This window comes from Streptomyces sp. NPDC006512, from assembly GCF_040611935.1.
Taxonomy (GTDB): Bacteria; Actinomycetota; Actinomycetes; order Streptomycetales; family Streptomycetaceae; genus Streptomyces.
Map to the genome: position 1 here is coordinate 22,887 of NZ_JBEXPG010000028.1, position 22,192 is coordinate 45,078.

Below are 22,192 nucleotides of genomic sequence, written 5' to 3' on the forward strand. Positions count from 1 at the left end.
GGGGCCCGCCGGCGAGGACTCGGGAGGACGTACCGGTGCACATCCAGGAATGGCTGGAGACGATTCCGGCGATCAGTGTCTACCTCCTGGTGGGTCTGGTCATCGGACTGGAGAGCCTGGGCATCCCCCTGCCCGGAGAGATCATCCTGGTCAGCTCGGCCCTGCTGGCCTCCCAGCACGGGGAGATCGACCCCGTGATCCTGGGCCTGTGCGCGATCGCCGGCGCGATCATCGGCGACTCGATCGGCTACGCGATCGGCCGGCGCGGCGGCAAGCCGCTGCTGGAGAAGCTGGGGCGGCGCTTCCCCAGGCACTTCGGCCCGGAGCACGTGGCCCTGGCGGAGCGCTCCTTCGACAAGTGGGGCATGTGGGCCGTCTTCTTCGGCCGCTTCGTGGCCCTGCTGCGGATCTTCGCCGGGCCGCTGGCCGGCGTGCTGCGCATGCCGTACTGGCGGTTCCTCGTCGCGAACGTCCTCGGCGGGATCCTCTGGGCCGGCGGCACCACCGCCGTCATCTACTCGGTCGGGATCGTCGCCGAGCCGTGGCTGAAGCGGTTCTCCTGGCTGGCGCTGCTCCTGGCCCTGGCCGCCGGTCTCATCGTGACGCTCGTGATCCGCAACCGCATGAAGAAGGCAGCGGCCTCGATCCACGAGAACACGGACGCCGACACCAGGGCCGACGAGAACACCGGCGCCGACGGGGACGAGCGCGAGGGCGCCGGCACCGACGTCGACGCGCGGAAGGCGTCCGCGGGCGTCGCCGACTGACCGGACCGGCACGAAGGACCCCGGGGCCGTACCGGTACGGCCCCGGATCGGTGTTCCTCAGGCGTCCGGGGTCACCGCCGCCCGGTGCTGATCGGCCAGGGCCGTGTACATCGCGGCGTTGACCTTGATGCCCTCGCGCTCCTCCTCGGTGAGCTCCCGCCGCACCTTCGCGGGCACCCCCGCGACCAGGGAGCCGGGCGGGACCACCATGCCCTGCGGGACGAGGGCCTGCGCGGCCACCAGCGAACCGGCGCCGATCACGGCCCCGTTCAGCACGGTCGCGCCCATCCCGATGAGGCAGTCGTCCTCCACCGTGCAGCCGTGCACCACGGCGTTGTGGCCGATGGAGACGCGCTCGCCGATGGACACCGGGAAGCCGGGGTCGACGTGGACGGTGCAGTTGTCCTGCACGTTGCTGTCCGCGCCGAGCACGATGGGGCCGCAGTCGGCGCGCAGCACCGCCGAGTACCAGATGCTCGCGCCGGCGGCCAGCGTGACGTCGCCGACGACCACGGAGGTGGGCGCCGTGAAGGCCGTCGGGTCGACGGAGGGCAGCTTGCCGCCGACGCCCGCGATGAGTGCTCCGCCCTGACCCTGGCCCGCCTGATACGTCATGATCGTTTCCTCTGCTTCCGGATGCCGCGCTACCGGCACCGTAGGGCACGCGCCGAGCCGGACCGGTGATGGGGTGAAGATCACAGGATCGGGGTCCCGACGTCCGGCGCGCGGCGCACTACCGTGGCCGGGTGCCGAAGAACCAGAACACGTTCTCATCCCTGACCACCCTGCGCCGCCGCGTCGCCGGCCGGGTCGCGCACGCGGGCTGGCGCTGGATGCAGCAGGCGGGCGCGATCACCGCGCAGACCCCGGGACGGCTGCGTTTCGGCGCCATCGGCGAGGCGACCCGGCTCGCCTTCCCGCAGGGCACCGTCTTCGGGGAGCGCTGGATCCGGCTCGGGGCGCACTGCATCATCGCCGAGCAGGTCACCCTGACGGCCGGGATGCTGCCCGGCCTCGACCTCGGCCGCGAGCCGGTGCTCGTCCTGGGCGACGGAGTGGTCCTGGGCCGGGGCAGCCACGTCATCGCCGACACCCGCATCAGCATCGGTGACAACACCTTCTGCGGTCCCGGCGTCTACATCACCTCGACCAACCACAGCTACGACGACCCGCACGAGCCCGTCGGCAGGCAGTGGCCCCGCAGCGCACCGGTGGAGATCGGCCCCGGCTGCTGGCTCGGCACGGGAGCGGTGATCCTCCCCGGAGCCCGCCTGGGCCGCAACGTGGTGGTGGCCGCCGGATCCGTGGTCCGGGGCGAGGTGCCCGACCACGCGGTCGTGGCGGGGGCGCCGGCCCGGATCGTGCGCCGCTGGGAACCCGAGACCGGCTGGCAGCCGCCGCTGCGCACCCCGGCGCCGGTGCCGATCCCCGACGGGATGACGCCCGAGCAGCTGCGCGGGCTGGCCCTGCTGGCGGAGGCCGAGCAGCGCGGCGCGTAACGCGTCCCCCCCCGGGGCTGCCCGGCCGGGGTCAGCCCGCCGCGAGCAGGACCGTGCCGGCCAGGGCCAGGCCGGCGCCCGCCGCCTGGACCCCGCGCAGCCTTTCCTTGAGTACGGCGAAGGCGGCGAGGGCGGTGATCACCGGGTACAGCGAGGAGAGCACGGCGGCCACGGTGACCGGTCCGTTCTGCGCGGCGATGGAGTAGGTGCCGTTGGCCGCGACGTCCGCGAGGCCGACGAAGGCCAGCGCGGGCAGCATGCCCCACAGGACGCGCGGTCCGGTCCCTTCGGGCAGGGCGGGAACGCCCCGCCGGGTCTGCGCCCACAGGGCGGCGCCGCCCACGGCCACGTTCGTGACCCGCTGGACGAAGAGGGCGAGGAACAGTCCGGTCAGGGTCGTGGAGGCTTCCGCGATCAGCGCCATCACCGCGCCGAAGCCGAAGGCGGCCACGAGGGTGAGGACGACGGCCCGGCGCTGTACGGGTGCTCCGCGCAGTTCGGGGCCGCCCGCGAGGACGATGCCGAGCACGGCCACCGCGATGCCCACGAACTGGCCGGGGCCGGGCCGCTCGCCCAGCAGCAGTCCCGCGCCGACCGGCACGACCACCCCGACGGAACCGAGCGGTGAGACCACGCCCATCGGGCCGAGGGCCAGGGCCTTGTAGAAGCTGAGCATCGCCACGGGACCGACCAGGCCGGCGCCGACCGCGAACCACAGCTGCGGCCCGGCCTCCCGCCACGCGCCGGTGCCGATCACGACCGCCCCGAGCACGACGACGGCGGTGACCTGCGAGACCACGACCACCGTGAGCGCCGGTATCCGGCGGGTCAGCAGCCCTCCGCCGAAGTCGGCGAGTCCCCACAGCACGGCTGTGGCCAGGGCGAAGAGGGCGGTCATGGGGTGCCTCGCAGTACAGTGCGGTGAACGGTGGGGTGCATCATCGAATACACCGCAGGTTAGTTCACTCCATTGGACTGTGTCATCCAAAATATTGGACGGAATGGTGTCGGACCTCGAACAGCTCACCCAGGCGCTCGCCCGGAACCTCAAGCGGTGGCGCGGTGAGCGCGGATTCACCCTCGACGCTCTGGCGGCCCGCGCGGGAGTGAGCCGCGGCATGATCATCCAGATCGAGCAGGCGCGTACGAACCCGAGCGTCGGGACGACCGTGAAGCTGGCCGACGCCCTCGGGGTCAGCATCACCACGCTCCTGGACCACGAGCGCAGCCCCCAGGTGCACGTGGTGCCGCCGGGGAAGGGGGTGCGCATGTGGTCCAGTGGCGCCGGCAGCGAGGCGAACATGCTGCTCGGCGACGACCGGCGCGGGCCCGTGGAGATGTGGACCTACCGGCTGGAGCCGGACGACGGGACCGCCTCGGACCCGCACCCCGCCGGAACCTTCGAGATGCTCCACGTCACCAGCGGGGAGCTGACGCTGGTCATCGCCGACGAGCGGTACGAGGTACCGGCGGGCGGGGCCGTCTCCTTCGAGGCGAACGTCCCGCACGCCTACCGCAACGAGGGCGCCGTGCCCATGGAGATGACCATGGCCGTGTCGATCCCGCCGGTGCACGGGGCCGACGGGCAGCGCTGACGCGCGGGCGGGAGCCTCAGAGGGCGGGGATCTCGATCGCCGGGCAGCGGTCCATCACCATCTCCAGTCCCGCCCCGCGGGTCCGGGCGAAGGCGGCCTCGTCGACCACGTCCAGCTGGAACCAGACCGCCTCCGCCCCCGCCGCCACCGCCTCGTCGGCGACCGCTCCGGCCAGGCCGCTGTTCACGAAGACGTCCACCACGTCCACCTTGAACGGGATCGCCTCCAGCGAGGGGTACCCGGGCTCGCCGTGCACCGTCTCCGCCTTCGGGTGGACGGGGACCACGCGCTTGCCGTACCGCTGGAGCACGCGGGCCACGCCGTAGGCGGCCCGGTCCGCGTTGTCGGACAGGCCCACCACCGCCCAGGTGTCGCCGAGTTCGGTGAGGATCTTGCGGATGGTCGCCTGGTCGCCGTACACGTGTGCCGCCTCCTGCTGCTGCTCTGGTCCGCCGCTCCGGTCCGCCGCCGCGCCGGGCCCCACTGCCGCCCGGGCCGCGGCCGGACCGCCGGCCCGTCTGCCGGATCAACGGAACGGACGCCCGTCCGATTCCCCGTAGGGTGGAGCGGTGAAGGCAGACCAGTACGTGACGGTGGCCCGAGAGGGCGTGCACGAGTCGGAGATCAACCGCTCGCGCTTCCTGTGCTCCCTCGCGCCCGCCGCGACCGAGCGGGAGGCGCAGGAGTTCATCGCCCGCGTCCGCAAGGAGCACCCCACCGCCACGCACAACTGCTTCGCCTACGTGATCGGCGCCGACGCCTCCGTCCAGAAGGCCAGCGACGACGGAGAGCCCGGCGGCACCGCCGGGGTGCCCATGCTCCAGATGCTGACCCGGCGCGACATCCGGTACGCCGTCGCCGTCGTCACCCGCTACTACGGCGGCGTGAAGCTCGGCGCGGGCGGACTGATCCGGGCCTACGGCGGAGTCGTCGGCGAGGCCCTCGACGCCCTCGGCACCGTCACCCGCCACCGCTACCGGCTCGCCACCGTCACCGTCGACCACCAGCGCGCCGGGAAGACCCAGAACGACCTGCGCTCCACCGGCCGGGCCGTCCTGGACGTGCGCTACGGCGAGGCCGTCTCGATCGAGATCGGGCTGCCGGAGGCGGACGTCGAACCCTTCCGGGCCTGGCTCGCCGACGTCACCGCCGGGACCGCCGGCTTCGAGCTCGGCGGCGAGGCCTACGCCGAGGGCTGACCCCCGCTCCGGCCCCGCCACGTCCGCTGCCCGGACCCCGCCCGGCCGCCCCGTCGCCCCGCCCGCGCGGCCCCCTCGCACGGGGGGTCCGGGAAGCGGAAGGGCGGGGTGGGACGGCTGGGGAACGGGTTAGCCTGGAGGGTCGGTGCAGGGCCACGAAGGAGAGCAAGCGTGCGGGTCGGAGCGGGCGAGTGAAGTTCCTGCACACCTCGGACTGGCACCTCGGCAGATCCTTCCACCGCGTGAACCTGCTCGGCGCCCAGGCCGAGTTCGTCGACCACCTCGTCGGAGCCGTCCGCGAATACGGGGTCGACGCCGTCCTCGTCGCCGGTGACGTCTACGACCGCGCCGTGCCCCCGCTGCCCGCCGTCGAGCTCTTCGACCGGGCCCTGCACCGGCTCGCCGAGCTCGGCGTGCCCACCGTGATGATCTCCGGGAACCACGACTCCGCCCGCCGCCTCGGCGTCGGGGCCGGGCTGATCGGCCGGGCCGGGATCCACCTCAGGACCGACCCGGCGGGCTGCGCCGACCCCGTGGTGCTGGCCGACGTACACGGCGACGTGGCCCTGTACGGGCTGCCGTACCTCGAACCGGCCCTCGTCAAGGAGGAGTTCGGCGCGGAGAAGGTCAGCCACGAGGCGGTGCTGGGCGCGGCCATGGACCGGATCCGGGCCGACCTGGCCGGCCGGGCACCCGGTACCCGCTCCATCGTCCTCGCCCACGCCTTCGTCACCGGCGGGCAGGCCAGCGACAGCGAACGCGATATCACCGTCGGCGGGGTCGAGGCCGTACCCGCCTCCGTCTTCGACGGGGTCGACTACGCGGCCCTCGGCCACCTCCACGGCTGCCAGACGATCAACGAACGGGTCCGCTACTCCGGTTCCCCGCTCGCGTACTCCTTCTCCGAGGCCGACCACCGCAAGACGATGTGGCTGATCGACCTCGACGGCGACGGCGCGATCGCCTCCGCCGAACGGATCGACAGCCCCGTCCCCAGGTCCCTCGCCCGCCTGCGCGGCCGCCTGGAGGAGCTCCTGGACGACCCCGCGCTCACCCCCCGCGAGGACCACTGGATCGAGGCCACCCTCACCGACCCGGTCCGGCCCGACGACCCGATGGCACGCCTCGCCGCCCGCTTCCCGCACACCCTCAGCCTCGCCTTCGAACCCGAGGGCCGCGAGGAACACGAGAGCGCCTCCTACGCCCAGCGCCTCAAGGGCCGCACCGACCAGGAGATCGCCGAGGACTTCGTCGCCCACGTCCGCGGCGGCGGCACCGCGGACGAGGCCGAACGCGACGTGCTCCGGGGCGCCTTCGACGACGTACGCGCCCAGGACAGCCGTCAGGAGACCGCCCGATGAGGCTGCACCGGCTCCGCATCACCGCCTTCGGGCCGTTCGCCGAACCCCAGGAGATCGACTTCGACGCCCTCTCCGGCGCCGGGATCTTCCTGCTCCACGGCCCCACCGGCGCCGGCAAGACCTCCGTGCTCGACGCCGTCTGCTACGCCCTGTACGGGTCCGTGCCCGGCTCCCGGCAGGCACCGGGCACCAGCCTGCGCAGCGACCACGCCCTCCCCGACAACCCGACCGAGATCACCCTCGAACTCACCGCGGGCGGACGCCGCCTGGAGATCACCCGGCGCCCCGAACAGGACCGCCCCAAGAAACGCGGCACCGGCACCACCAAGGACAAGGCACAGAGCTGGCTGCGCGAGCACACCGGCGGACGGTGGACGGCGCTCAGCCGCTCCCACCAGGAGATCGGCGAAGAGGTCGAACAGCTCCTCGGCATGAGCCGCGAACAGTTCTGCCAGGTCGTCCTCCTCCCGCAGGGCGAGTTCGCCCAGTTCCTGCGCGCGGGCGCCGAGGCCCGCGGCCGGCTCCTCGGCCGCCTCTTCGACACCCGCCGCTTCGCCGCCGTCGAGACCCTGCTCGCCGAACGCCGCCGGGCCGCCGAGGCCAGGGTCCGGGCCGGCGACGAGAAGGTGCTCGCCGCCGCCCAGCGCCTCGCCCAGGCCGCCGGGGACAGCGCCGACCTGCGGGCCTGGCCCCTGCCCCGGCACCAGCCCGGCGACCCCGGCCTGGCCGAGGCGGTCCGGGCCTGGGCGGCCGTCGCCCGATGCTCCGCCCGCGAACGGCTGACCGTCGCCGAGTACGCGCTGGCCGCCGTCGAGGGACGGCACGCCGCCGCCCGGCGGGCCGCCGAGGACGCCCGGGAACTCGACCGGCTCCAGCGCCGCCACGCCGAGACCGCCCGCCGGGCGGAGCAGCTGGCGCAGGCCGCGCCGGAACGCGACCGCGTACGGAACCTCCTGGACCGGGCCCGCCGGGGCGCCCTCGTCGCCCCCGCGCTGGAACTGCGCGGCGCCGCCGCCGCGGCCCACCTCACCGCCGCGCACGCCGAGACCGTCGCCCGCTCCGTCCTCCCGCCGCCCCTCGCCGAAGCGGGCGTCGAACAGCTCGCCTCCGTGGAGCAGCGGCTGCGCGAGGAACTCGGCGCGGTCGGCGCCGCCCGGCGCGCGGAGCAGCGCAGCGCCGAGATCGGCCGCGAGCGCGCCACCCTGGAGCGGGAGTCCCGGGACGCCGACGAGCAGCACCAGGAGTCCCTCGACTGGCTCGACCGCTGGGAGGACACCCGGGCCGCCCTCCAGGAGCGGGTCGACGCCGCCCAGCAGGCGGCGACCCTGGCCGAGCAGCTCGCCGGCCGGCTGGAGCCCGTCCGCATGCAGCTCACCGCCGCCGGCCGGCGGGACGCCCTCGCCGCCGACGCCGAAGCCGCCGCGGGCGAACTGCTCCTGGCCCGCGAGGGGTCCGCCGCCGCCCGGGAACGCTGGCTGGAGCTCAAGGAGGCCCGGCTGCGCGGTATCGCCGCCGAACTGGCCGAGGCCCTCACCGCCGGGGAACCCTGCACCGTGTGCGGATCGGAGCGGCACCCCGCACCGGCCCGCCCCGCCCCCGGGCACGTGGACCGGGCCGCCGAGGACGCCGCCCACGCCCGCTTCGAAGGGGCCGAGGAGCGCCGGGCCGCCGTCGAGCGCCGGCTCGCCGCCGTCCGCGAGGCCGAGTCCGAGGCCGCGGCCGCCGCCGGTGAGGCCACCACCGCCGAGCTCCTCGCCCTCACCTCCGACCTGAGCTCCCGGCACGCCGCCGCCCACGCGGACGCCGCCGCACTGCACGCCGCCCGCGAACGCCTGGGCCGCGCCGAGCGCGAGCACGCCGCGCGCAGCGCCGACCGGCTCGACTCCGAACGCCGCGCCGCCGCCCGCGCCGAGCGGCGTGAGGCCCTCGACCGGGAACGGGCCTCCCTGGAGGCGGAGCTGGTCCTCGTACGGGGCGACGCCCCCAGCGTCGCCGCCCGCGCCCGCACCCTGGAGGACCGGATCCGGATGGTGACGACGGCCGCCACCGCCCTGCGCCGGGCCGAAGTGACCGCCGCCCGGCTGAAGGAGGCCGACGACCAGCTCGCCGACGCCGCCTTCAAGGCCGGTTTCGACACCACCGAGGCGGCCGCCGACGCCGTGCTGCCCGAGTACGAGCGCACCGCCCTCCAGCACCGCACCGACGCCTGGCAGGCGGAGGAGGCCATGCTGGCCGAGCGGCACGCCGAGCAGGACACCGCCCGCGCCGCGGCCCTGCCGCCGGCGGACCCGCACGCCGCCGGGGCCCGCGCCGAACACGCCGCCGCCCGGCTGCGCACCGCGGGCTCGGCCGTCGACGCCGCCCGGGTGCGCTGCACCGAGCTGGACCGGCTCTCGCGGCAGGCGGAGCACGAGCTGCGCGCCCTGGGCCCGCTGCGCGAGGCGTACGAGCGGGTGGCCCGGCTGGCCGGGCTCACCGCGGGCACCTCCGCCGACAACGAGCGCAAGATGCGGCTGGAGGCGTACGTCCTGGCCGCACGGCTGGAGCAGGTCGCCGCCGCCGCGACCGTACGGCTGCTGCGGATGTCCGGCGGCCGCTACACGCTCGTCCACTCCGACGCCCGCGCGGGCGGGCGCGGCCGCTCGGGGCTCGGACTGCACGTCGTGGACGCCTGGACCGGCAGCGAGCGGGACACGGCCACCCTGTCGGGCGGCGAGACCTTCTTCGCCTCCCTCGCCCTGGCCCTGGGGCTGGCGGACGTGGTCACCGACGAGGCGGGCGGCATGCGCCTGGACACCCTCTTCATCGACGAGGGCTTCGGCAGTCTCGACGACCAGGCGCTGGACGAGGTCCTCGACGTACTGGACTCGCTGCGCGAACGGGACCGCAGCGTCGGCATCGTCAGCCACGTCGGCGACCTGCGCACCCGGGTCCAGGCCCAGCTGGAGATCGTCAAACAGCGTGGCGGCTCGGTCGTCCGCCACCGCACGGCGGCGGTCACGGACTGAGGGCGCGCTCCCCGGCGGTGGCGCTCGTCACGGACCGAGGGCGTGCTCCCCGCTCCCCGGCGGTGGTGCTCGTCACGGACTGAGCGGCCGCCGCGCCAGCGGGGACGAGTACACGACGCTGGTGGTCACCGGGCCGAGGCCGGAGATCCGGCCGGTGACCTCCTCCAGGTGCCCCATCGAGTGGGCGGCGACCTTGAGGACGAAGCAGTCGTCCCCCGTGACGTGGTGCGCCTCCAGGATCTCGGGGGTGGCGTCGAGGAAGTCGTGGAAGGGCTTGTAGTTGCCGTGCGGATAGCGCAGCCGCACCAGCGCGAGGATGGCCTTGCCCAGCTTCTCGTGATCGACCAAGGCCGCGTAGCCCGTGATGATCCCCGCCTCCTCCAGCCGGCGGACCCGCTCGGTGACGGCGCTCGCGGACATGGACACGGAGCGGGCCAGCTCGGTGAAGCTGGCGCGGCCGTCGCGCTGGAGCACGTCCAGGATGCGCCAGTCGGTGGCGTCGGGGGAATAGTCGGTCATGGCCCAGGTGTAGCAGGGGAATCCCCGGGTGAACAAGGGAAAGGCCGGGGAAACTCACTTCACGGGATGATCAACAGTTCGTAGATTCTGAGCCATGACGACGACACCGAACACCACGGCCCCCGACCCCGCCTACGTCAACCCCGTGCTCCGCGTGCCCCCGGCCGGACCCGCCGCGGCCGCCGCCTACTTCGCGGCGAGCCTGGCCTTCCACGCGGACGTGTCGGACGTCGCCGCCGCCTTCGCGGCCCACCGCGAGCACGGCGCCGACCTCGGCTTCCAGCTGGTCGACTCCCGCTCCACCCCGTCCTGGGACCAGGCCCACGTGCCCGGCGCCGTCCACCTGCCCACCGCCCTGATCCCCGAGCAGGCGGAGCGGCTCCTCGACAAGAACGTGCCCGTGGTGACCTACTGCTGGGGCCCGGGCTGCAACGGCGGCACCCGCTCCGCCCTCGCCCTCGCCGAACTCGGCTTCCAGGTCAAGGAGATGCTCGGCGGCATCGAGTACTGGATCCGCGAGGGCTTCGAGGTCGAGACCTGGCAGGGCCCCGAGCGGCGCGCCGGCGCCGACCCGCTGACCGCGCCCACCGACTCGGACGACTGCGGCTGCTGAACCGCCCACCCCGGTACGCCGACGGGCCGCCCGCCCCCTCGGGGAGCGCGCGGCCCGTCGGCGCGTCGAACGCGGCGGTCAGAGCTTGGAGAGCTCGTCCACCAGGTCGTCCAGGCCCAGCGAGCCCTGCGACAGGGCCGCCATGTGCCAGGCCTTCAGGTCGAAGGAGTCGCCGTGCGCGGCCCGGGCGTTGTCCCGGCCGAGCAGCCAGGCGCGCTCGCCCAGCTTGTAGCCGATCGCCTGCCCCGGCATCGACAGGTAGCGCGTCAGCTCGCTCTCGATGAAGTCCGCCGGCCGCCCGCTGTGCAGGCCGAAGAACTCCTGCGCCAGGTCGACCGTCCAGCGCTCGCCCGGGTGGAACGGCGAGTCCGCCGGGATCTCCAGGTCCAGGTGCATGCCGATGTCCACGATCACCCGGGCGGCCCGCATCATCTGGCAGTCCAGGTAGCCCAGCCGCTGCTCGGCGTCCTTGAGGTAGCCCAGCTCGTCCATCAGGCGCTCGGCGTACAGGGCCCAGCCCTCGGCGTTCGCGCTGACCAGGCCGACGCTCGCCTGGTAGCGGGAGAGCGTGTCCGCCACGTGCTGCCACTGCGCGAGCTGGAGGTGGTGACCGGGCACGCCCTCGTGGTACCAGGTGGAGACCAGGTCGTAGACGGGGAAGCGGGTCTGGCCCATCGTCGGCAGCCAGGTGCGCCCGGGACGGGAGAAGTCCTCGGAGGGGTTGGTGTAGTACGGGGCCGCCGCGCCGCCGGGCGGGGCGATCATGGACTCCACCCGCTTGACCCGCTCGGCGAGTTCGAAGTGGGTGCCGTCCAGGTTCTCGATGGCCTCGTCCATCAGGCCCTGCAGCCAGGCCCGGACCTCGTCGACGCCCTCGATGTGGGTGCCGTGCTCGTCCAGGTGCCGCAGTGCGTCCCACGGATCGGGCTCGCCGGGCAGGATCTTGGCCGCCTCGGACTTCATCTCGGCGAGGAGGCGGTGGTACTCGGACCACCCGTAGGCGTACGCCTCGTCGAGGTCGAGGTCGGTGCCGTTGAAGTAGCGGGCCCAGCGGGCGTAGCGCTCGCGGCCCACCGGGTCCGGGGCACCGGCGATGGCCGGGGCGTACACGTCGCGCATCCAGTCCCGCAGCTCGACCACGGCCGCCGTGGCGCCGGCCGCGGCCCCGTCCAGTTCGGCGCGCAACGCGTCCGGACCGGCGGAAGCGAACGCGCCGAAGAAGTCCCGGGCACCGTCTTCGGCCTGTCCGGCCCAGGTGGTGAGCTGGCCGATGAAGGTGGCGGCGGGACGGGGGCTGCCGTACAGCCCGCGCTCCAGGCCGAGCGCGAGGCTCTCCCGGTAGCCGGCGAAGGCCGCCGGCACGGCGCGCAGCCGCTCGGCGATCGCGGCCCAGTCCGCCTCGGTGTCGGCCGGGGTCAGGGTGAAGACCTCGCGGACCGAGTGGGCGGGGGAGTGGATGTTGCTGACGGCCCGCAGGTCCTCGTCGGCCGCGTGGACGGCGAGTTCCGCGGTGAGCCGCTCGCGCAGCAGACGGGCGCAGCGGCGCTCGGCGTCGGTGTCGGCACCGGGGAGCCGCTCGGCGGCGTCGAGCCGGGCGAGCGTGGTGCGCGACAGCTCGGCCGCGGCGGCGCGGCCGGCGGGGGAGAAGTCCGGCAGCTCGCGGGAGCTGGCCGGGTTGCCGAGGTAGGTGCCCGTGATCGGGTCGATGGCGATGAGGTCGTCGACGTACGCGTCGGCGACCTGACGGGGCAGCCGGGCTGCGCTGTCACTGTGGAGGGTCTCTGACATGCGGCCATCTTCGTACGGGATCGGCCCCGCGTCATCACCGTTGGGAGCCGGGCTCCTGACGGAACCGGTGCCGGCGGCCACCGTGGCGCCGACCGCCCTTTCAACCCGTGCGCACCGTAAGCAACTTCGCGCGAGGTGGTGGACCCGGCGGCTGCCGGAAACCGGCGCCCCCCGCGCCCCGGCGGACGGGAACGGGCGCGGTCCGTGCTCCGGCCCCGCCCCATCCGCGCTCCAGCGGCGCCCGAGGCCGCGCCGGAACGGCGCCCCGCCCGGGCGGGCGGGGCGCCGCGAGGGGCCGGGCGGCTAGCGCTCGTACGGAGCCTGCGCGCGGGGGAGTTCGTGGGCGGGGCGTGCGCCGACGGGGGCCGCGCCCAGCCGGGCGGTGATCACCAGGGTGCCCTCCTCGATCTGGTAGTCGAGGGGCAGGCCGAGGCCGCGCATCGCCGCGACCATGCCGGTGTTGGAGGCCTGCGTGACGGCGTAGACGCTGTCGCACCCGGCCTCGACGGCCATCGCGAGGAGCCGCCGCAGCAGCTCCGAGCCGATGCCCCGGCGCTGCCAGTCGTCCTCGATGAGCAGCGCCACCTCGGTCTCGTCGCCGTCCCACAGCAGGTGGCCGAGGGCCACGAGCTTGCCGGAGGCGGTGGTGGCGGCGAGCGTGCGGCCGAAGCGGGGGCTCAGCAGGTGGCCGAGGTAGCGGTCGGCGTCCGCGACGGGGCCGTGGTAGCGCAGACCGAGCGTGCGCTCGGAGCAGCGGTCGTGCATGGCGCGGGCCGCCGGCAGGTCGGAGCCGTCGGCGCGCCGCACGGTGATCTCGTTGCCCTCGGGCAGGGTCAGGACGTCCTGGCTGCGCGGGACGCGGGGGCCGAGGCGGGCGTCGAGTTCGACGAGGGCGCGGGCGCGGGCGAACTCCGTCGGGGTGAAGGGCAGGTACGGCCGCTCCACGGTGATGGCGCCGCCGGAGGGGTCGCGCAGCCGCATCACCGTGGCTTCCAGGACCCCCTCGACGGGGGCGTCGGCGCCCGCGTTGGGGCGGCCCGAGAGGGTGGTCGCCGGGATCGAGTGGATGGTGCAGCGGCCGAGCAGCTGGCGCAGCGCGAGCGGGAGTTCGGCGGCGTCCTGGGCGGTGCGGGTGGCCAGGCCGAGGACCCGGGTGGGCGTGTCGACGAGGTCGTGGGCGTCGGCGCGTTCGATCCAGGTGCTGTGGCCGCCGGCCTGGGCGACGGCCCGGGTGAGGTCGGCGGAGGGCAGCTGCTGCGGGGCGCGGAGCAGGAACTCGTCGACCGTGCCGCCCTCCGGGAGCGGGTGGGTTTGCAGCGTCAGGATGTCCACGCCGCTCCGGGCGAGCGCGGTGCAGAGCGCGGCCAGGCTGCCGGGCTCGTCCCGTACGGTCGTCCGCATCCGCCACAGGGCGGCGGTCGTGCCCGTGCCGCCCGCGCCTGCCGTCGCGGACTTCACGGGCACGGGATCGGAGGGCGCGGTGGCCGTGGGCGGCGGCGCATGGCTATGGCGGCGTGCCCACCAGGTGTGGAAGGCCGCCGTGATGAGCAGTGCCACGGCCGACGCGACCAGCAGGACCGGGCCACGGGGGCCGTGCACGACGAGATTGGCGATGCCGTCGGCCACGGCCACGGCGCAGAAGAGGGCGGCGAGTTCGACCACGTCGCGGCGCCAGTGGTGGCGGTGGGGACGCGGGGCGGAGGCGGGGTTACGGTCAGTCATGCACACCACTGTGGCGCAGGGGTGTTGCGTGATCGCGAACGATCTGTGACCGACTGGTTAAGCGTCGATCTGGCCGGTTTCTCCCGGTTTTCCATCCGGTTTCCGATACCGGGCCCGAAGCGCCCCCGTACGGAACCGTACTCACGCCTGCCCCACGAGGCCCGGCTGGAGCACCTGGGTGAAGAGTACGCCCCCGCCCTGGCGGCGCAGCCGGACGGTGAGCTCCCCGCTGCCGCCGTCGATCTCCACCTCGCCGTAGTACGGGGGGTTCTCGGCCGGGGACATGTTGGCCACCGGAGCCGACTGCACGTACGCCGTCCGCGGCCCGAAGGTGGCGTCGAGCCGCCCGGCGGGGAAGCCGCCCGCGCCGACCGGCCCGGACACGAACTCCCAGAAGGGCGCGAAGTCGGAGAACGCGGCGCGCTCGGGGGCGTAGTGGTTCGCGGCCGTGTAGTGGACGTCGGCCGTGAGCCAGACGGTGCCGGTGATGTTCCGGTGCTTGACGTACCGCAGCAGGTCGGCGATCTGCAGCTCCCGCCCGAGCGGCGCCCCGGGGTCACCCTGCGCGACGGCCTCGAAGTTCGTGGCGCCGTCGGGGACGACGATGCCGAGCGGCATGTCGGAGGCGATCACCTTCCAGGTGGCGCGCGAGCGCGACAGCTCCCGCTTCAGCCAGGCCAGTTGCTCGGCGCCGAGGATGCCGACCGGGTCCTCGGTCTGGCGGTTCGGGGAGTTGGCGTTGCGGTAGGTCCGCATGTCGAGGACGAACACGTCGAGCAGCGGGCCGTGCCGCAGCACCCGGTACATCCGGCCCTCGGCCCGGCCGCCGCGCAGATCGGTGACGGGGAAGTACTCGCCGAACGCCCGGCGGGCGCGGGCGGCCAGGACGTCGGCCTCCTTGACGGTGTAGCGGGGGTCGTCGATCAGCTGGCCCGGGTACCAGTTGTTGCGCACCTCGTGGTCGTCCCACTGGGCGAGGACGGGGACCTGACCGTAGAACTCCCGCAGATGACGGTCGAGCAGGTTGTAGCGGAAGTTCCCGCGGAACTCGGCGAGCGTCTCGGCGACCTTCGCCTTCTCCGCCGTGGTCACGTTGCGCCAGATGCGGCCGTCGGGCAGCGGCACGGCCGCCTGGATGGGGCCGTCGGCGTAGATCGCGTCGCCGCTGAAGAGGAAGAAGTCGGGGTCGCGCAGCCGCATCTCCTCGAAGACGCGGTAGCCGCCGAGGTCGGGGTTGATGCCCCAGCCCTGGCCGGCCAGGTCGCCGGACCACAGGAAGCGCACGTCGTGGCGGCGGGAGACGGGCGTCGTGCGGAACGTGCCGCGTACCGGCTCGCTCGTACGGCGCGGGTCGTCGGGGTCGGCGAGGGTGATCCGGTAGTGGATCTGCCGGCCCGGCGGCAGGTCGCGCAGGGTGGTCGTGCCGGTGAAGTCGGTGGCGGGGCCGAGGAAGGGGCCGCCGTGGCGGCGGACGCCGTAGCGGAACGACTCGCTCGGCGAGGTTTCCACGTACATCCGCGCGGGACGGTCGGAGCGCGTCCACACGGTGGCCGAGTGGGCGGTGATCTCGCCGGACTGCGTCCCCCACAGCGCGACCGGACGGCCGGAGCGGGTGAAGGCCGGAGCCCCCACGGGGGAGGCGAGGGCGGGCGCGGCGAAGGCCGCGGACAGGGCGAGACCCAGGGGCACGGCGAGTGACCCGCCGAGCAGGGAACGTCGGGTGTGCGGCATCGGTGCCATCGGTGCGTCTCCAGGGGCCGGCGGGGACGGGCCGGACCAGTGTGCCGCCGCACACCGGCCCGGCCGCGTCGACCGCGCGAACCGTGGATGAACACCCGCCAGCGGCCGGCCACTGCCCCGGCGTGGTTCCAGAGGCCGTGTTCGGCGTGGTGCCGGTCGGCGTCGGGCCCGGTGCTTCCGGTCGTGTCCGGTGTCGTGCCGGTCATCGGCCGGCCCGGTACCTCACGCCGCGTTCTGCGCCGCGGTCCGTCCCTGGTCCTGGCCGCCGTCCCGGGGTGCGGTGCGCGCCGTATCGAGGATCACCCGGGCCACGAGCGCCGGGTCGTCGTTCATCGGCACGTGACCGCAGCCCGGCAGTCGCACCAGCCGCGCCCCGGGAAGCGTCTGCTTCGCCCGCACCCCCTGCCGGCGGAGCAGCAGCCGGTCCCGGGTGCCCCAGGCGATGGTGACGGGCAGCCCCGGCACGTCGTGCGCGAACCGTACCGAGCCGCCCGCGGCCAGCGTCTCCTCGAAGCCGGTGGCGCCGCGCAGGGCCAGCGTCTCGGCGACCACGGCCTCCGGAGTGCGGCGGGCCGGACGGGCGTAGATGCTGCCCGTCAGCGCGGCCCGGCCGGCGCCGCTGCGGGAGAGCCGCTCCAGCGCCGGGCGGGGCAGCGCCGTGGCGCCGGCGCGCATCGCGCGCAGCGCGGTGAAGGCGTACCGCCGCTCGGCCTGCGACCAGAAGCCGGCGGGGGAGAGGGCGGTGACCGACCGGACGAGACCGGCGCGCCCCATGTCCAGCGCCAGCAGCCCGCCGAGCGAGTTCCCCGCGACGTGCGGGCGTTCCACCCCGAGCGCCGCGCACAGGGCCCCGAGCGCCGGGGTGACGGTGCCCAGGTCGTAGGGAACGCCCGCGGGCAGCGGCTCCGACGCGCCGAAGCCGGGCAGGTCGACGGCGATGACGTCGTGTCCGGCGGCCAGGATGTCGGTCACCGGATGCCAGGCCTGGAGGTGGTGGCCGATGCCGTGCAGCAGGAGGAGCGGCTCGCCCGCGCCCTTGCGTTCGTAGGAGACGGTGGTCGTGCGGGGACCCAGCGGCGAATCGATCGTGAACGAGACCGTGGCGGTCATGCTGCTCCTCGTCGGATGGACGCGTGTGAGACAGGCCGTCAGTAACGACTGTCCCCATGATTACCGCCCGGTAGGCCCCCGCTACAAGGTTTCCCGTCAAGAGGGGGGTACGCGCGAACATCCTGTGAACGGCTTGCTACATATGCCCGATCTGCCCGGCAAAGCGGCGAGGATTGGTCTTGACCAAGGGGGTGCGCCGTCCTATCGTCGCAGGGATAGTGCAGGAACCTTTAATAAACAAAGGCGCGGAACTGCGGCGCGGAACTGCCGCTGGAACACGGCGAAGCGGCGATTGCAGGAGGAGTCAGGGTGGGGACCACGCAGCTCGAATCAGTGCCGGAGCCGAAGTACTGGCACCTGAAGACCGTCCTCAGCGAGGCGCTCGACCAGGACTTCGCCGTGGGCGAGGTCCTGCCGAACGAGCGCGAGCTCGCCGCGCGCTTCGGAGTCGCCCGGGCCACCCTGCGCCAGGCGCTGGAGCAGCTCGAACTCGAAGGCCGCCTGCAGCGCCGCCGTGGAGTCGGCACCACGGTCGCCCCGCCGCGCGTCGGCGTCGCCGTCGGCAGTGCGCAGCAGGGCTGGCCCGGCGAGAGCGGTGACGGCTGGGAGCCCGTCGACGCCGCGGAGGGCATTCCCGCCGCCGCCGTCCTGGGACTCCTCGGCACCCCCGCCGACCAGCCCGTGCACACCGTCCGGCGGACGCGCGTCACCCAGGGGCAGGCCGTCGCCGCCGAGCTGCTCTACGTGCCCGCCGCCTCCGTACCCGGGCTCTCCGCCATCGACGCTCCCGCCGGACCCGCCCGTGCGCGCGCCGTACTGCGCGAACTCCAGCGCCTCGCGCTCGACGGGCAGGACCGCTCGGTGGAACTGGGCTCCGCCCGCGCCGACGACGCCAAGGAACTGGACCGGCTTCCCGGGGCTCCCGTGCTCCTCGTGACCACCCGGTACTTCACCGCCGCCGGGACCGCCGCCGTGTCGGTGGCCACCTACCGGGCCGACACCTGCCGCCTCACCTTCGGTGACTCCGGAGTCGAGATCACGGAAACCCGCGCCGCGTCCTGACCGCCGCCCCCGCAGTCGCACCGCCGTACCCCGGACCCTGAGGCCCGGGGTACGGCCGTTCCCGCCCCCGTCCGTCAGCGCCGTCCGTCGTCGCCGCCCGCCAGCGGACCGGAGACCGGCCCCGGCCCGGCGGCAGCAAGCCCCACGAACCGTGGCGGAGCCACTCCCGAAGCCCCCGCAGTCCCGGGCCCACGCGTTCCACGCTTCCATGTGCCCGAACACGTACGGGAAGTCCTCCGGGCGGGGTTCCCGCGCCACGAGTCCGTCGTCCGCCCGCTGGCTGCTACGGATCGGGGTGCGGGGACGACAGGGTCAGCAGCTCCACCGGCACGTCGTGCTCCCCTCCCGACTCCTCCCGGCGGGCCGGAACATCCGCTGCGCGGGGTTCCTTCCCCTCCTTCAGGAACGTGCGGTGCTCGGCAGCCGGGAAGGACACCCCGAGCTCGCGCTCGGCCAGAGCGGCCTCGGCCCCGGTCAACGGCAGGAATGCGGACCTGCCGCGACCCTGATCAGCGCCCCCGAACGATCTTCCGGCCCCCCGCTTCGGCCGCAGCACCTGCCTGGCCGGCCCGGCCCGGCTTCCCCGCCCTGGCGTGCCTGCCCGGACCGGACCGAGGGAGTCAGCGGCGGGCGGTGACCGTCTTCTCCACCGCGAAGAGTTCCTCCTCCACGTGGTCCAGCGCGAGCCGCAGCGCCCCGGTGGCCACGGCGGCCTCGCCGAGCAGGGAGAGCGCCACCCGCGGCGGGCGCAGGCAGTACCGCTCCAATTCCCGGCGCAACGGTTCGAGGACCCCGTCCAGGCCGGCCGCCCAGCCGCCGACGACGACCAGCTCCGGATCCATCGCCAGCACGAGCGCGGCCACGTCGTGCACCAGCCGCTGCAAGAACCTCTCCACGGCGGCCACCGCCCGCTCGTCTCCCCGCTTGGCCATCGCGAAGACCTCGGCGACCGCGGCCTCGTCCAGGGGGTGCAACGGTTCGCCGGTCGTCGACAGCAGCCGCTCCGGTGTGACCTCGCGCCCCAGCAGGTGCAGCGCGCCGATCTCGCCGGCCGCACCCCCGAAGCCTCGGTGCAGTCGCCCTCCGATCAGTGAGCCGGCGCCCGGGCTGAGCCCCGCCATGACGAACACCATGTCGTCCGTGTCCCGCGCGGCCCCCTTCCAGTGCTCGGCGACCGCCGCCGCGTTGGCGTCGTTCTCCACCCGCACCGGGCACCGGAAGGAACGCCGCAGACGGTCGCCCAGCGGTAGGCCGGTCCAGCCGGGCAAGGCCGTGCCGAGGCGGACCGTACCGTCCGCCTCCACGATCCCGGGGCTGCCGACTCCGACCGCCCGCAAGGAGTCGCGGGGGACCCCGGCGCGGCGGAGGAGATCGGCCACGGCCGCCCTGACCTTGTCCAGCCGCTCATCGGCCGACGCGGTCTCGGTGACGTCCTTGGTGCCCGCGCCGATGACCCGGCCGTCCAGTCCGGACAGCAGCACCGCGATCCGGTGCGAGCCGATCTCGATGCCCAGCAGATGGCCCGCTTCGGCCCGGAAGCGGTAGCGCCGGGCCGGCCGGCCCTGCCGCCGTGCGCCTTCCCCGGCCTCGGCCTCCATGACGAGCCCGGTGCCGATCAGTCCCTCGACGACGCCCTCGACCGTCGGCCGGGACAGCCCGGTCACCCGGGTGAGGTCGGTGAGGGTCGGCGATTCGGCCGCGCGCAGTGCCCGGAGCACCACAGCCGAATTGATCCGCCGGAGCAGAGAGGGATCCCCGCCGGTCAGCTGCCCCAACGTGTGTCCTCCCAGCTAGCGGCCCTGTCAGCCGGATCGTACTGCGCGCCCGGCGCAGCGGCGAGAAGCAGCCCCCCATTGTTCGGAATCGGCCCTTCCCCTCAGCTCGGCGTACGTGCTTGTTCTCCGAGCCCGGAGGTCGTCCGGGGCCGCGTCGGGACGGTTTCGGCGCGGCACAGAGCGGGGTGCGGGGCGGAGACGACCAGCCGGCGGGGCCGCTCGCCCTCCGGTCCGGAGCGGAAGGGCCCCGGGTCGCGGATCACAGGCAGCGGCTGTTCCCCCGCACGCCGTTGCCGGACGTCTCGAAGCGTGAGGAAGAGTCGCGCCACCTACCCCGCCCCGAGCCCAGTGACGACAGACGCCGAGCTAGTGCCGTGGCCGGGAAGGTGTGCCGGGTCGCGGCGTCCGGTGCGGTGCATCTCAAGGCGGAGGGCCGCGGCTCGTACTGGACGTACCTCCGTGGTCCGACAACGCGGAGAGGTGCCGTGCCGGACGTCGCGACCCGGTGGACCTTTCCGGTCACGGCACTAGCTCAGGCCGGTGCGACGAATCCGGACTCGTACGCGGTGATCACCGCCTGCGTGCGGTCACGGGCCCCCAGCTTGCCCAGAATGGCGCTGACGTGTGACTTCACCGTCTCCGTGCCGACGATCAGCTCGCCGGCGATCTCCACGTTCGTCAGCCCGCGCGCCATGAGCCGCAGTACCGCCTCCTCCCGCTCGGTCAGCGCCGCCCGCTCCAGGAGCGTTCGTGCCCGGCTGTTGCCGTACTCGGCGGCGAGGGCCCGCACGGCCGCGGGAAACAGCAGAGTGTCGCCTTCGGCCACCAGCCGCACCGCGTGCACGATCTCCGCGGGCCGGGCCCGCTTCAGCAGGAAGCCGTCCGCACCCGCCCGCAGCGCCTGATAGACGTACTCGTCGTTCTCGAAGGTCGTGACGACGAGGATCTTCGGCGGAGAGTCCACGGAACGCAGGACCGCCCGCGTCGCCTCGATCCCGTCGAGCAGCGGCATCCGCACGTCCATCGCCACCACATCGGGGCGCAACTGGCGCACGAGGGGGATGACGGACGCCCCGTCCGCGGCCTCGCCGACCACCTCGATGTCGGGCTGGGAGTCCAGTACGGCGCGCAGGCCCGCGCGCACCAGGGGTTCGTCGTCGACGAGCAGTACGGTAACCGGCATCCGGTCAGCGTATTCGTTCCAGCGGAAGCCGGGCGCGCACCCGCCAACCGCCCTCGTACGGACCGGTTTCGGCCTCGCCGCCGAGCAGTGCCGCCCGTTCCCGCATTCCCCGGAGGCCGCTCCCGGAGCCGCCCGTCATCGTGGGCCGCTCGGGCAGGGGATTCGTGACCTCCAGGTCGAGCCCGCCCGCCGCCACCTCCACCCGCACCCGTACGGGCACCGGACCGCAGTGCCGCAGCACGTTGGTGAGAGCCTCCTGCAGGATCCGGTACCCCTCCCGGGTGACCGGACCGGGCAACTTCTCCAGAGCACCGGCCAGTTGTGCGTCCACCTCCGCCCCCGAAGCCCGGGCCGACTCCAGCAGCCGGCCGGCCTCCGCCAGAGTGGGCCGCTGCGAAGGCGGCTGCGCGGATTCGCGCAGGACCAGCAGCACCCGCTCCAGGTCCTCCAGCGCCGCCCGGCCCGTCTCCTCGATCGCGTTCAGCGCCCGGTCGGTGAAGGCCGGGTCCTTGGCCGCTCGTGCCGCCCCGGCCTGGACGACCGCCACGGTCAGCGCGTGCCCGATGGAGTCGTGGAGCTCCCGCGCGATCCGGGTCCGCTCCAGCAACTGCTCCGTGCGGGCCTCCAACGCGGTCAGCCGCTCGGCCGCCGACGGCCCCAGCAGCCGCCGGGCGATCCCGGTGATCAGCTCGCCGAGCAGGGTCACGAGGACGATGAGCACGACCAGCGGCAGGGGCGCCAGCAGGGCCGCGGCCCAGCGCGGCGGAGCGAAGGGGATCGCGGGGTCGGAGTTCAGGGGGTGACCGAGCGCGGTCGCGACGAGCTCCACGGACATCACCGGGAGGAAGACGGTCGCGAACATGGCGGCCCCGGCCACCACCAGCCGTATCTCCAGCCACAGCACGGTCCGCCACCGGTCGCTCCAGCGCACCGACGGGGCGGTGCTGATGCCGCTGTCATCGGAGCCCCGGTCCTGCGGCGTCAGCAGGAACTGCGCCTGGAGCCCCTCGGCCAGCCGCACCCACGGCACGAAGCCGAAGGGCACGACGATCAGCAGCGGCATCCACGGCCAGCGCGGATTGATGAACATCCATATGGCGAGCAGCAGCAGGGGAACGCACAAGTGCAGCCAGCGCGAGTACGTCACCGGCCGAAGCGGCGCACGGAGCAGTTTGTACATGCCCTCATCCTGGCAGCGAGCGGGCGGCCGCCGTCTCCCCCACGTGGGGGAGACGGCACCCCCGCACGGGG

At 74.2% G+C, this 22,192-nt stretch carries 20 protein-coding genes; 8 read left to right on the forward strand and 12 right to left on the reverse strand.

The genetic code is table 11. From position 1 onward, the window contains the following. The first annotated feature begins 35 nt into the window (after nucleotides 1-35). Complete coding sequence (locus ABZZ17_RS20740; protein WP_356877757.1) at nucleotides 36-767, forward strand: DedA family protein; 732 nt, start codon at nucleotides 36-38, stop codon at nucleotides 765-767. A 57-nt stretch (nucleotides 768-824) separates the two neighbouring features. Here the strand turns inward: ABZZ17_RS20740 and ABZZ17_RS20745 are convergent, their stop codons facing one another. Then, nucleotides 825-1,382, reverse strand: coding sequence for a gamma carbonic anhydrase family protein (locus tag ABZZ17_RS20745; RefSeq protein ID WP_356877758.1), 558 nt, complete (start codon nucleotides 1,380-1,382; stop codon nucleotides 825-827). Between the two features lie 131 nt (nucleotides 1,383-1,513). On the opposite strand from ABZZ17_RS20745, the gene ABZZ17_RS20750 reads away from it, so the two are divergent. Then, entirely contained in the window at nucleotides 1,514-2,266 is a 753-nt protein-coding gene (locus ABZZ17_RS20750) for an acyltransferase (protein WP_356877759.1), read from the forward strand. Between the two features lie 31 nt (nucleotides 2,267-2,297). Here ABZZ17_RS20750 and ABZZ17_RS20755 read toward each other — a convergent pair whose 3' ends face one another. Further along, entirely contained in the window at nucleotides 2,298-3,164 is an 867-nt protein-coding gene (locus ABZZ17_RS20755) for a DMT family transporter (RefSeq protein ID WP_356877760.1), read from the reverse strand. Between the two features lie 106 nt (nucleotides 3,165-3,270). On the opposite strand from ABZZ17_RS20755, the gene ABZZ17_RS20760 reads away from it, so the two are divergent. Continuing rightward, nucleotides 3,271-3,861 carry an XRE family transcriptional regulator gene (locus tag ABZZ17_RS20760; RefSeq protein WP_356877838.1) on the forward strand — a complete coding sequence of 197 codons (591 nt, stop codon included), beginning with the start codon at nucleotides 3,271-3,273 and terminating at the stop codon, nucleotides 3,859-3,861. A gap of 16 nt (nucleotides 3,862-3,877) precedes the next feature. On the opposite strand, the gene ABZZ17_RS20765 is transcribed toward ABZZ17_RS20760, so the two are convergent. Continuing rightward, entirely contained in the window at nucleotides 3,878-4,282 is a 405-nt protein-coding gene (locus ABZZ17_RS20765) for a CoA-binding protein (protein WP_356877761.1), read from the reverse strand. A gap of 148 nt (nucleotides 4,283-4,430) precedes the next feature. Here ABZZ17_RS20765 and ABZZ17_RS20770 point away from each other — a divergent pair, with 148 nt between their 5' ends. From ABZZ17_RS20770 to ABZZ17_RS20780, 3 genes are all read left to right on the forward strand, one after another. Further along, the gene (locus tag ABZZ17_RS20770) at nucleotides 4,431-5,060 is read left to right on the forward strand and encodes a YigZ family protein (protein WP_356877762.1); all 630 of its coding nucleotides are present in this window, start codon (nucleotides 4,431-4,433) and stop codon (nucleotides 5,058-5,060) included. 191 nt (nucleotides 5,061-5,251) lie between these two features. Continuing rightward, nucleotides 5,252-6,421 carry an exonuclease SbcCD subunit D gene (locus ABZZ17_RS20775; RefSeq protein ID WP_356877763.1) on the forward strand — a complete coding sequence of 390 codons (1,170 nt, stop codon included), beginning with the start codon at nucleotides 5,252-5,254 and terminating at the stop codon, nucleotides 6,419-6,421. Next, complete coding sequence (locus tag ABZZ17_RS20780) at nucleotides 6,418-9,429, forward strand: SMC family ATPase (protein ID WP_356877764.1); 3,012 nt, start codon at nucleotides 6,418-6,420, stop codon at nucleotides 9,427-9,429. Before ABZZ17_RS20775 ends, ABZZ17_RS20780 begins: the two co-directional genes overlap by 4 nt. Nucleotides 9,430-9,501: 72 nt before the next feature. Here the strand turns inward: ABZZ17_RS20780 and ABZZ17_RS20785 are convergent, their stop codons facing one another. Further along, complete coding sequence (locus tag ABZZ17_RS20785; protein ID WP_356877765.1) at nucleotides 9,502-9,948, reverse strand: Lrp/AsnC family transcriptional regulator; 447 nt, start codon at nucleotides 9,946-9,948, stop codon at nucleotides 9,502-9,504. A gap of 94 nt (nucleotides 9,949-10,042) precedes the next feature. Between ABZZ17_RS20785 and ABZZ17_RS20790 the strand changes: the two genes are divergently transcribed. Beyond that, nucleotides 10,043-10,561, forward strand: a complete 519-nt coding sequence (locus tag ABZZ17_RS20790) for a rhodanese-like domain-containing protein (RefSeq protein WP_356877766.1) — start codon at nucleotides 10,043-10,045, stop codon at nucleotides 10,559-10,561. Between the two features lie 78 nt (nucleotides 10,562-10,639). On the opposite strand, the gene ABZZ17_RS20795 is transcribed toward ABZZ17_RS20790, so the two are convergent. The 4 genes from ABZZ17_RS20795 to ABZZ17_RS20810 form a co-directional block, all read right to left on the reverse strand. Further along, the gene (locus tag ABZZ17_RS20795; RefSeq protein WP_356877767.1) at nucleotides 10,640-12,349 is read right to left on the reverse strand and encodes a DUF885 domain-containing protein; all 1,710 of its coding nucleotides are present in this window, start codon (nucleotides 12,347-12,349) and stop codon (nucleotides 10,640-10,642) included. Nucleotides 12,350-12,652: 303 nt separating this feature from the next. Continuing rightward, nucleotides 12,653-14,071 carry a GNAT family N-acetyltransferase gene (locus ABZZ17_RS20800; RefSeq protein WP_356877768.1) on the reverse strand — a complete coding sequence of 473 codons (1,419 nt, stop codon included), beginning with the start codon at nucleotides 14,069-14,071 and terminating at the stop codon, nucleotides 12,653-12,655. 141 nt (nucleotides 14,072-14,212) lie between these two features. Continuing rightward, nucleotides 14,213-15,802: an alkaline phosphatase D family protein gene (locus ABZZ17_RS20805; protein WP_356877769.1), complete on the reverse strand. Its 1,590-nt coding sequence runs from the start codon at nucleotides 15,800-15,802 to the stop codon at nucleotides 14,213-14,215. A gap of 231 nt (nucleotides 15,803-16,033) precedes the next feature. Beyond that, complete coding sequence (locus ABZZ17_RS20810) at nucleotides 16,034-16,921, reverse strand: alpha/beta fold hydrolase (protein ID WP_356877770.1); 888 nt, start codon at nucleotides 16,919-16,921, stop codon at nucleotides 16,034-16,036. A 309-nt stretch (nucleotides 16,922-17,230) separates the two neighbouring features. Here ABZZ17_RS20810 and ABZZ17_RS20815 point away from each other — a divergent pair, with 309 nt between their 5' ends. After that, nucleotides 17,231-17,983 (forward strand): GntR family transcriptional regulator, encoded by a 753-nt coding sequence (locus tag ABZZ17_RS20815; RefSeq protein ID WP_356877771.1) that lies wholly within the window; start codon nucleotides 17,231-17,233, stop codon nucleotides 17,981-17,983. Between the two features lie 283 nt (nucleotides 17,984-18,266). Here the strand turns inward: ABZZ17_RS20815 and ABZZ17_RS20820 are convergent, their stop codons facing one another. The 4 genes from ABZZ17_RS20820 to ABZZ17_RS20835 all read right to left on the reverse strand — a co-directional run bounded on the left by ABZZ17_RS20820 (nucleotide 18,267) and on the right by ABZZ17_RS20835 (nucleotide 22,121). After that, entirely contained in the window at nucleotides 18,267-18,461 is a 195-nt protein-coding gene (locus ABZZ17_RS20820; protein ID WP_356877772.1) for a hypothetical protein, read from the reverse strand. A gap of 142 nt (nucleotides 18,462-18,603) precedes the next feature. After that, nucleotides 18,604-19,758 (reverse strand): ROK family transcriptional regulator, encoded by a 1,155-nt coding sequence (locus ABZZ17_RS20825; protein WP_356877773.1) that lies wholly within the window; start codon nucleotides 19,756-19,758, stop codon nucleotides 18,604-18,606. A 532-nt stretch (nucleotides 19,759-20,290) separates the two neighbouring features. After that, nucleotides 20,291-20,941, reverse strand: coding sequence for a response regulator transcription factor (locus tag ABZZ17_RS20830; protein WP_356877774.1), 651 nt, complete (start codon nucleotides 20,939-20,941; stop codon nucleotides 20,291-20,293). Between the two features lie 4 nt (nucleotides 20,942-20,945). Continuing rightward, nucleotides 20,946-22,121 (reverse strand): histidine kinase, encoded by a 1,176-nt coding sequence (locus ABZZ17_RS20835; RefSeq protein ID WP_356877775.1) that lies wholly within the window; start codon nucleotides 22,119-22,121, stop codon nucleotides 20,946-20,948. Nucleotides 22,122-22,192 lie beyond the last annotated feature (71 nt).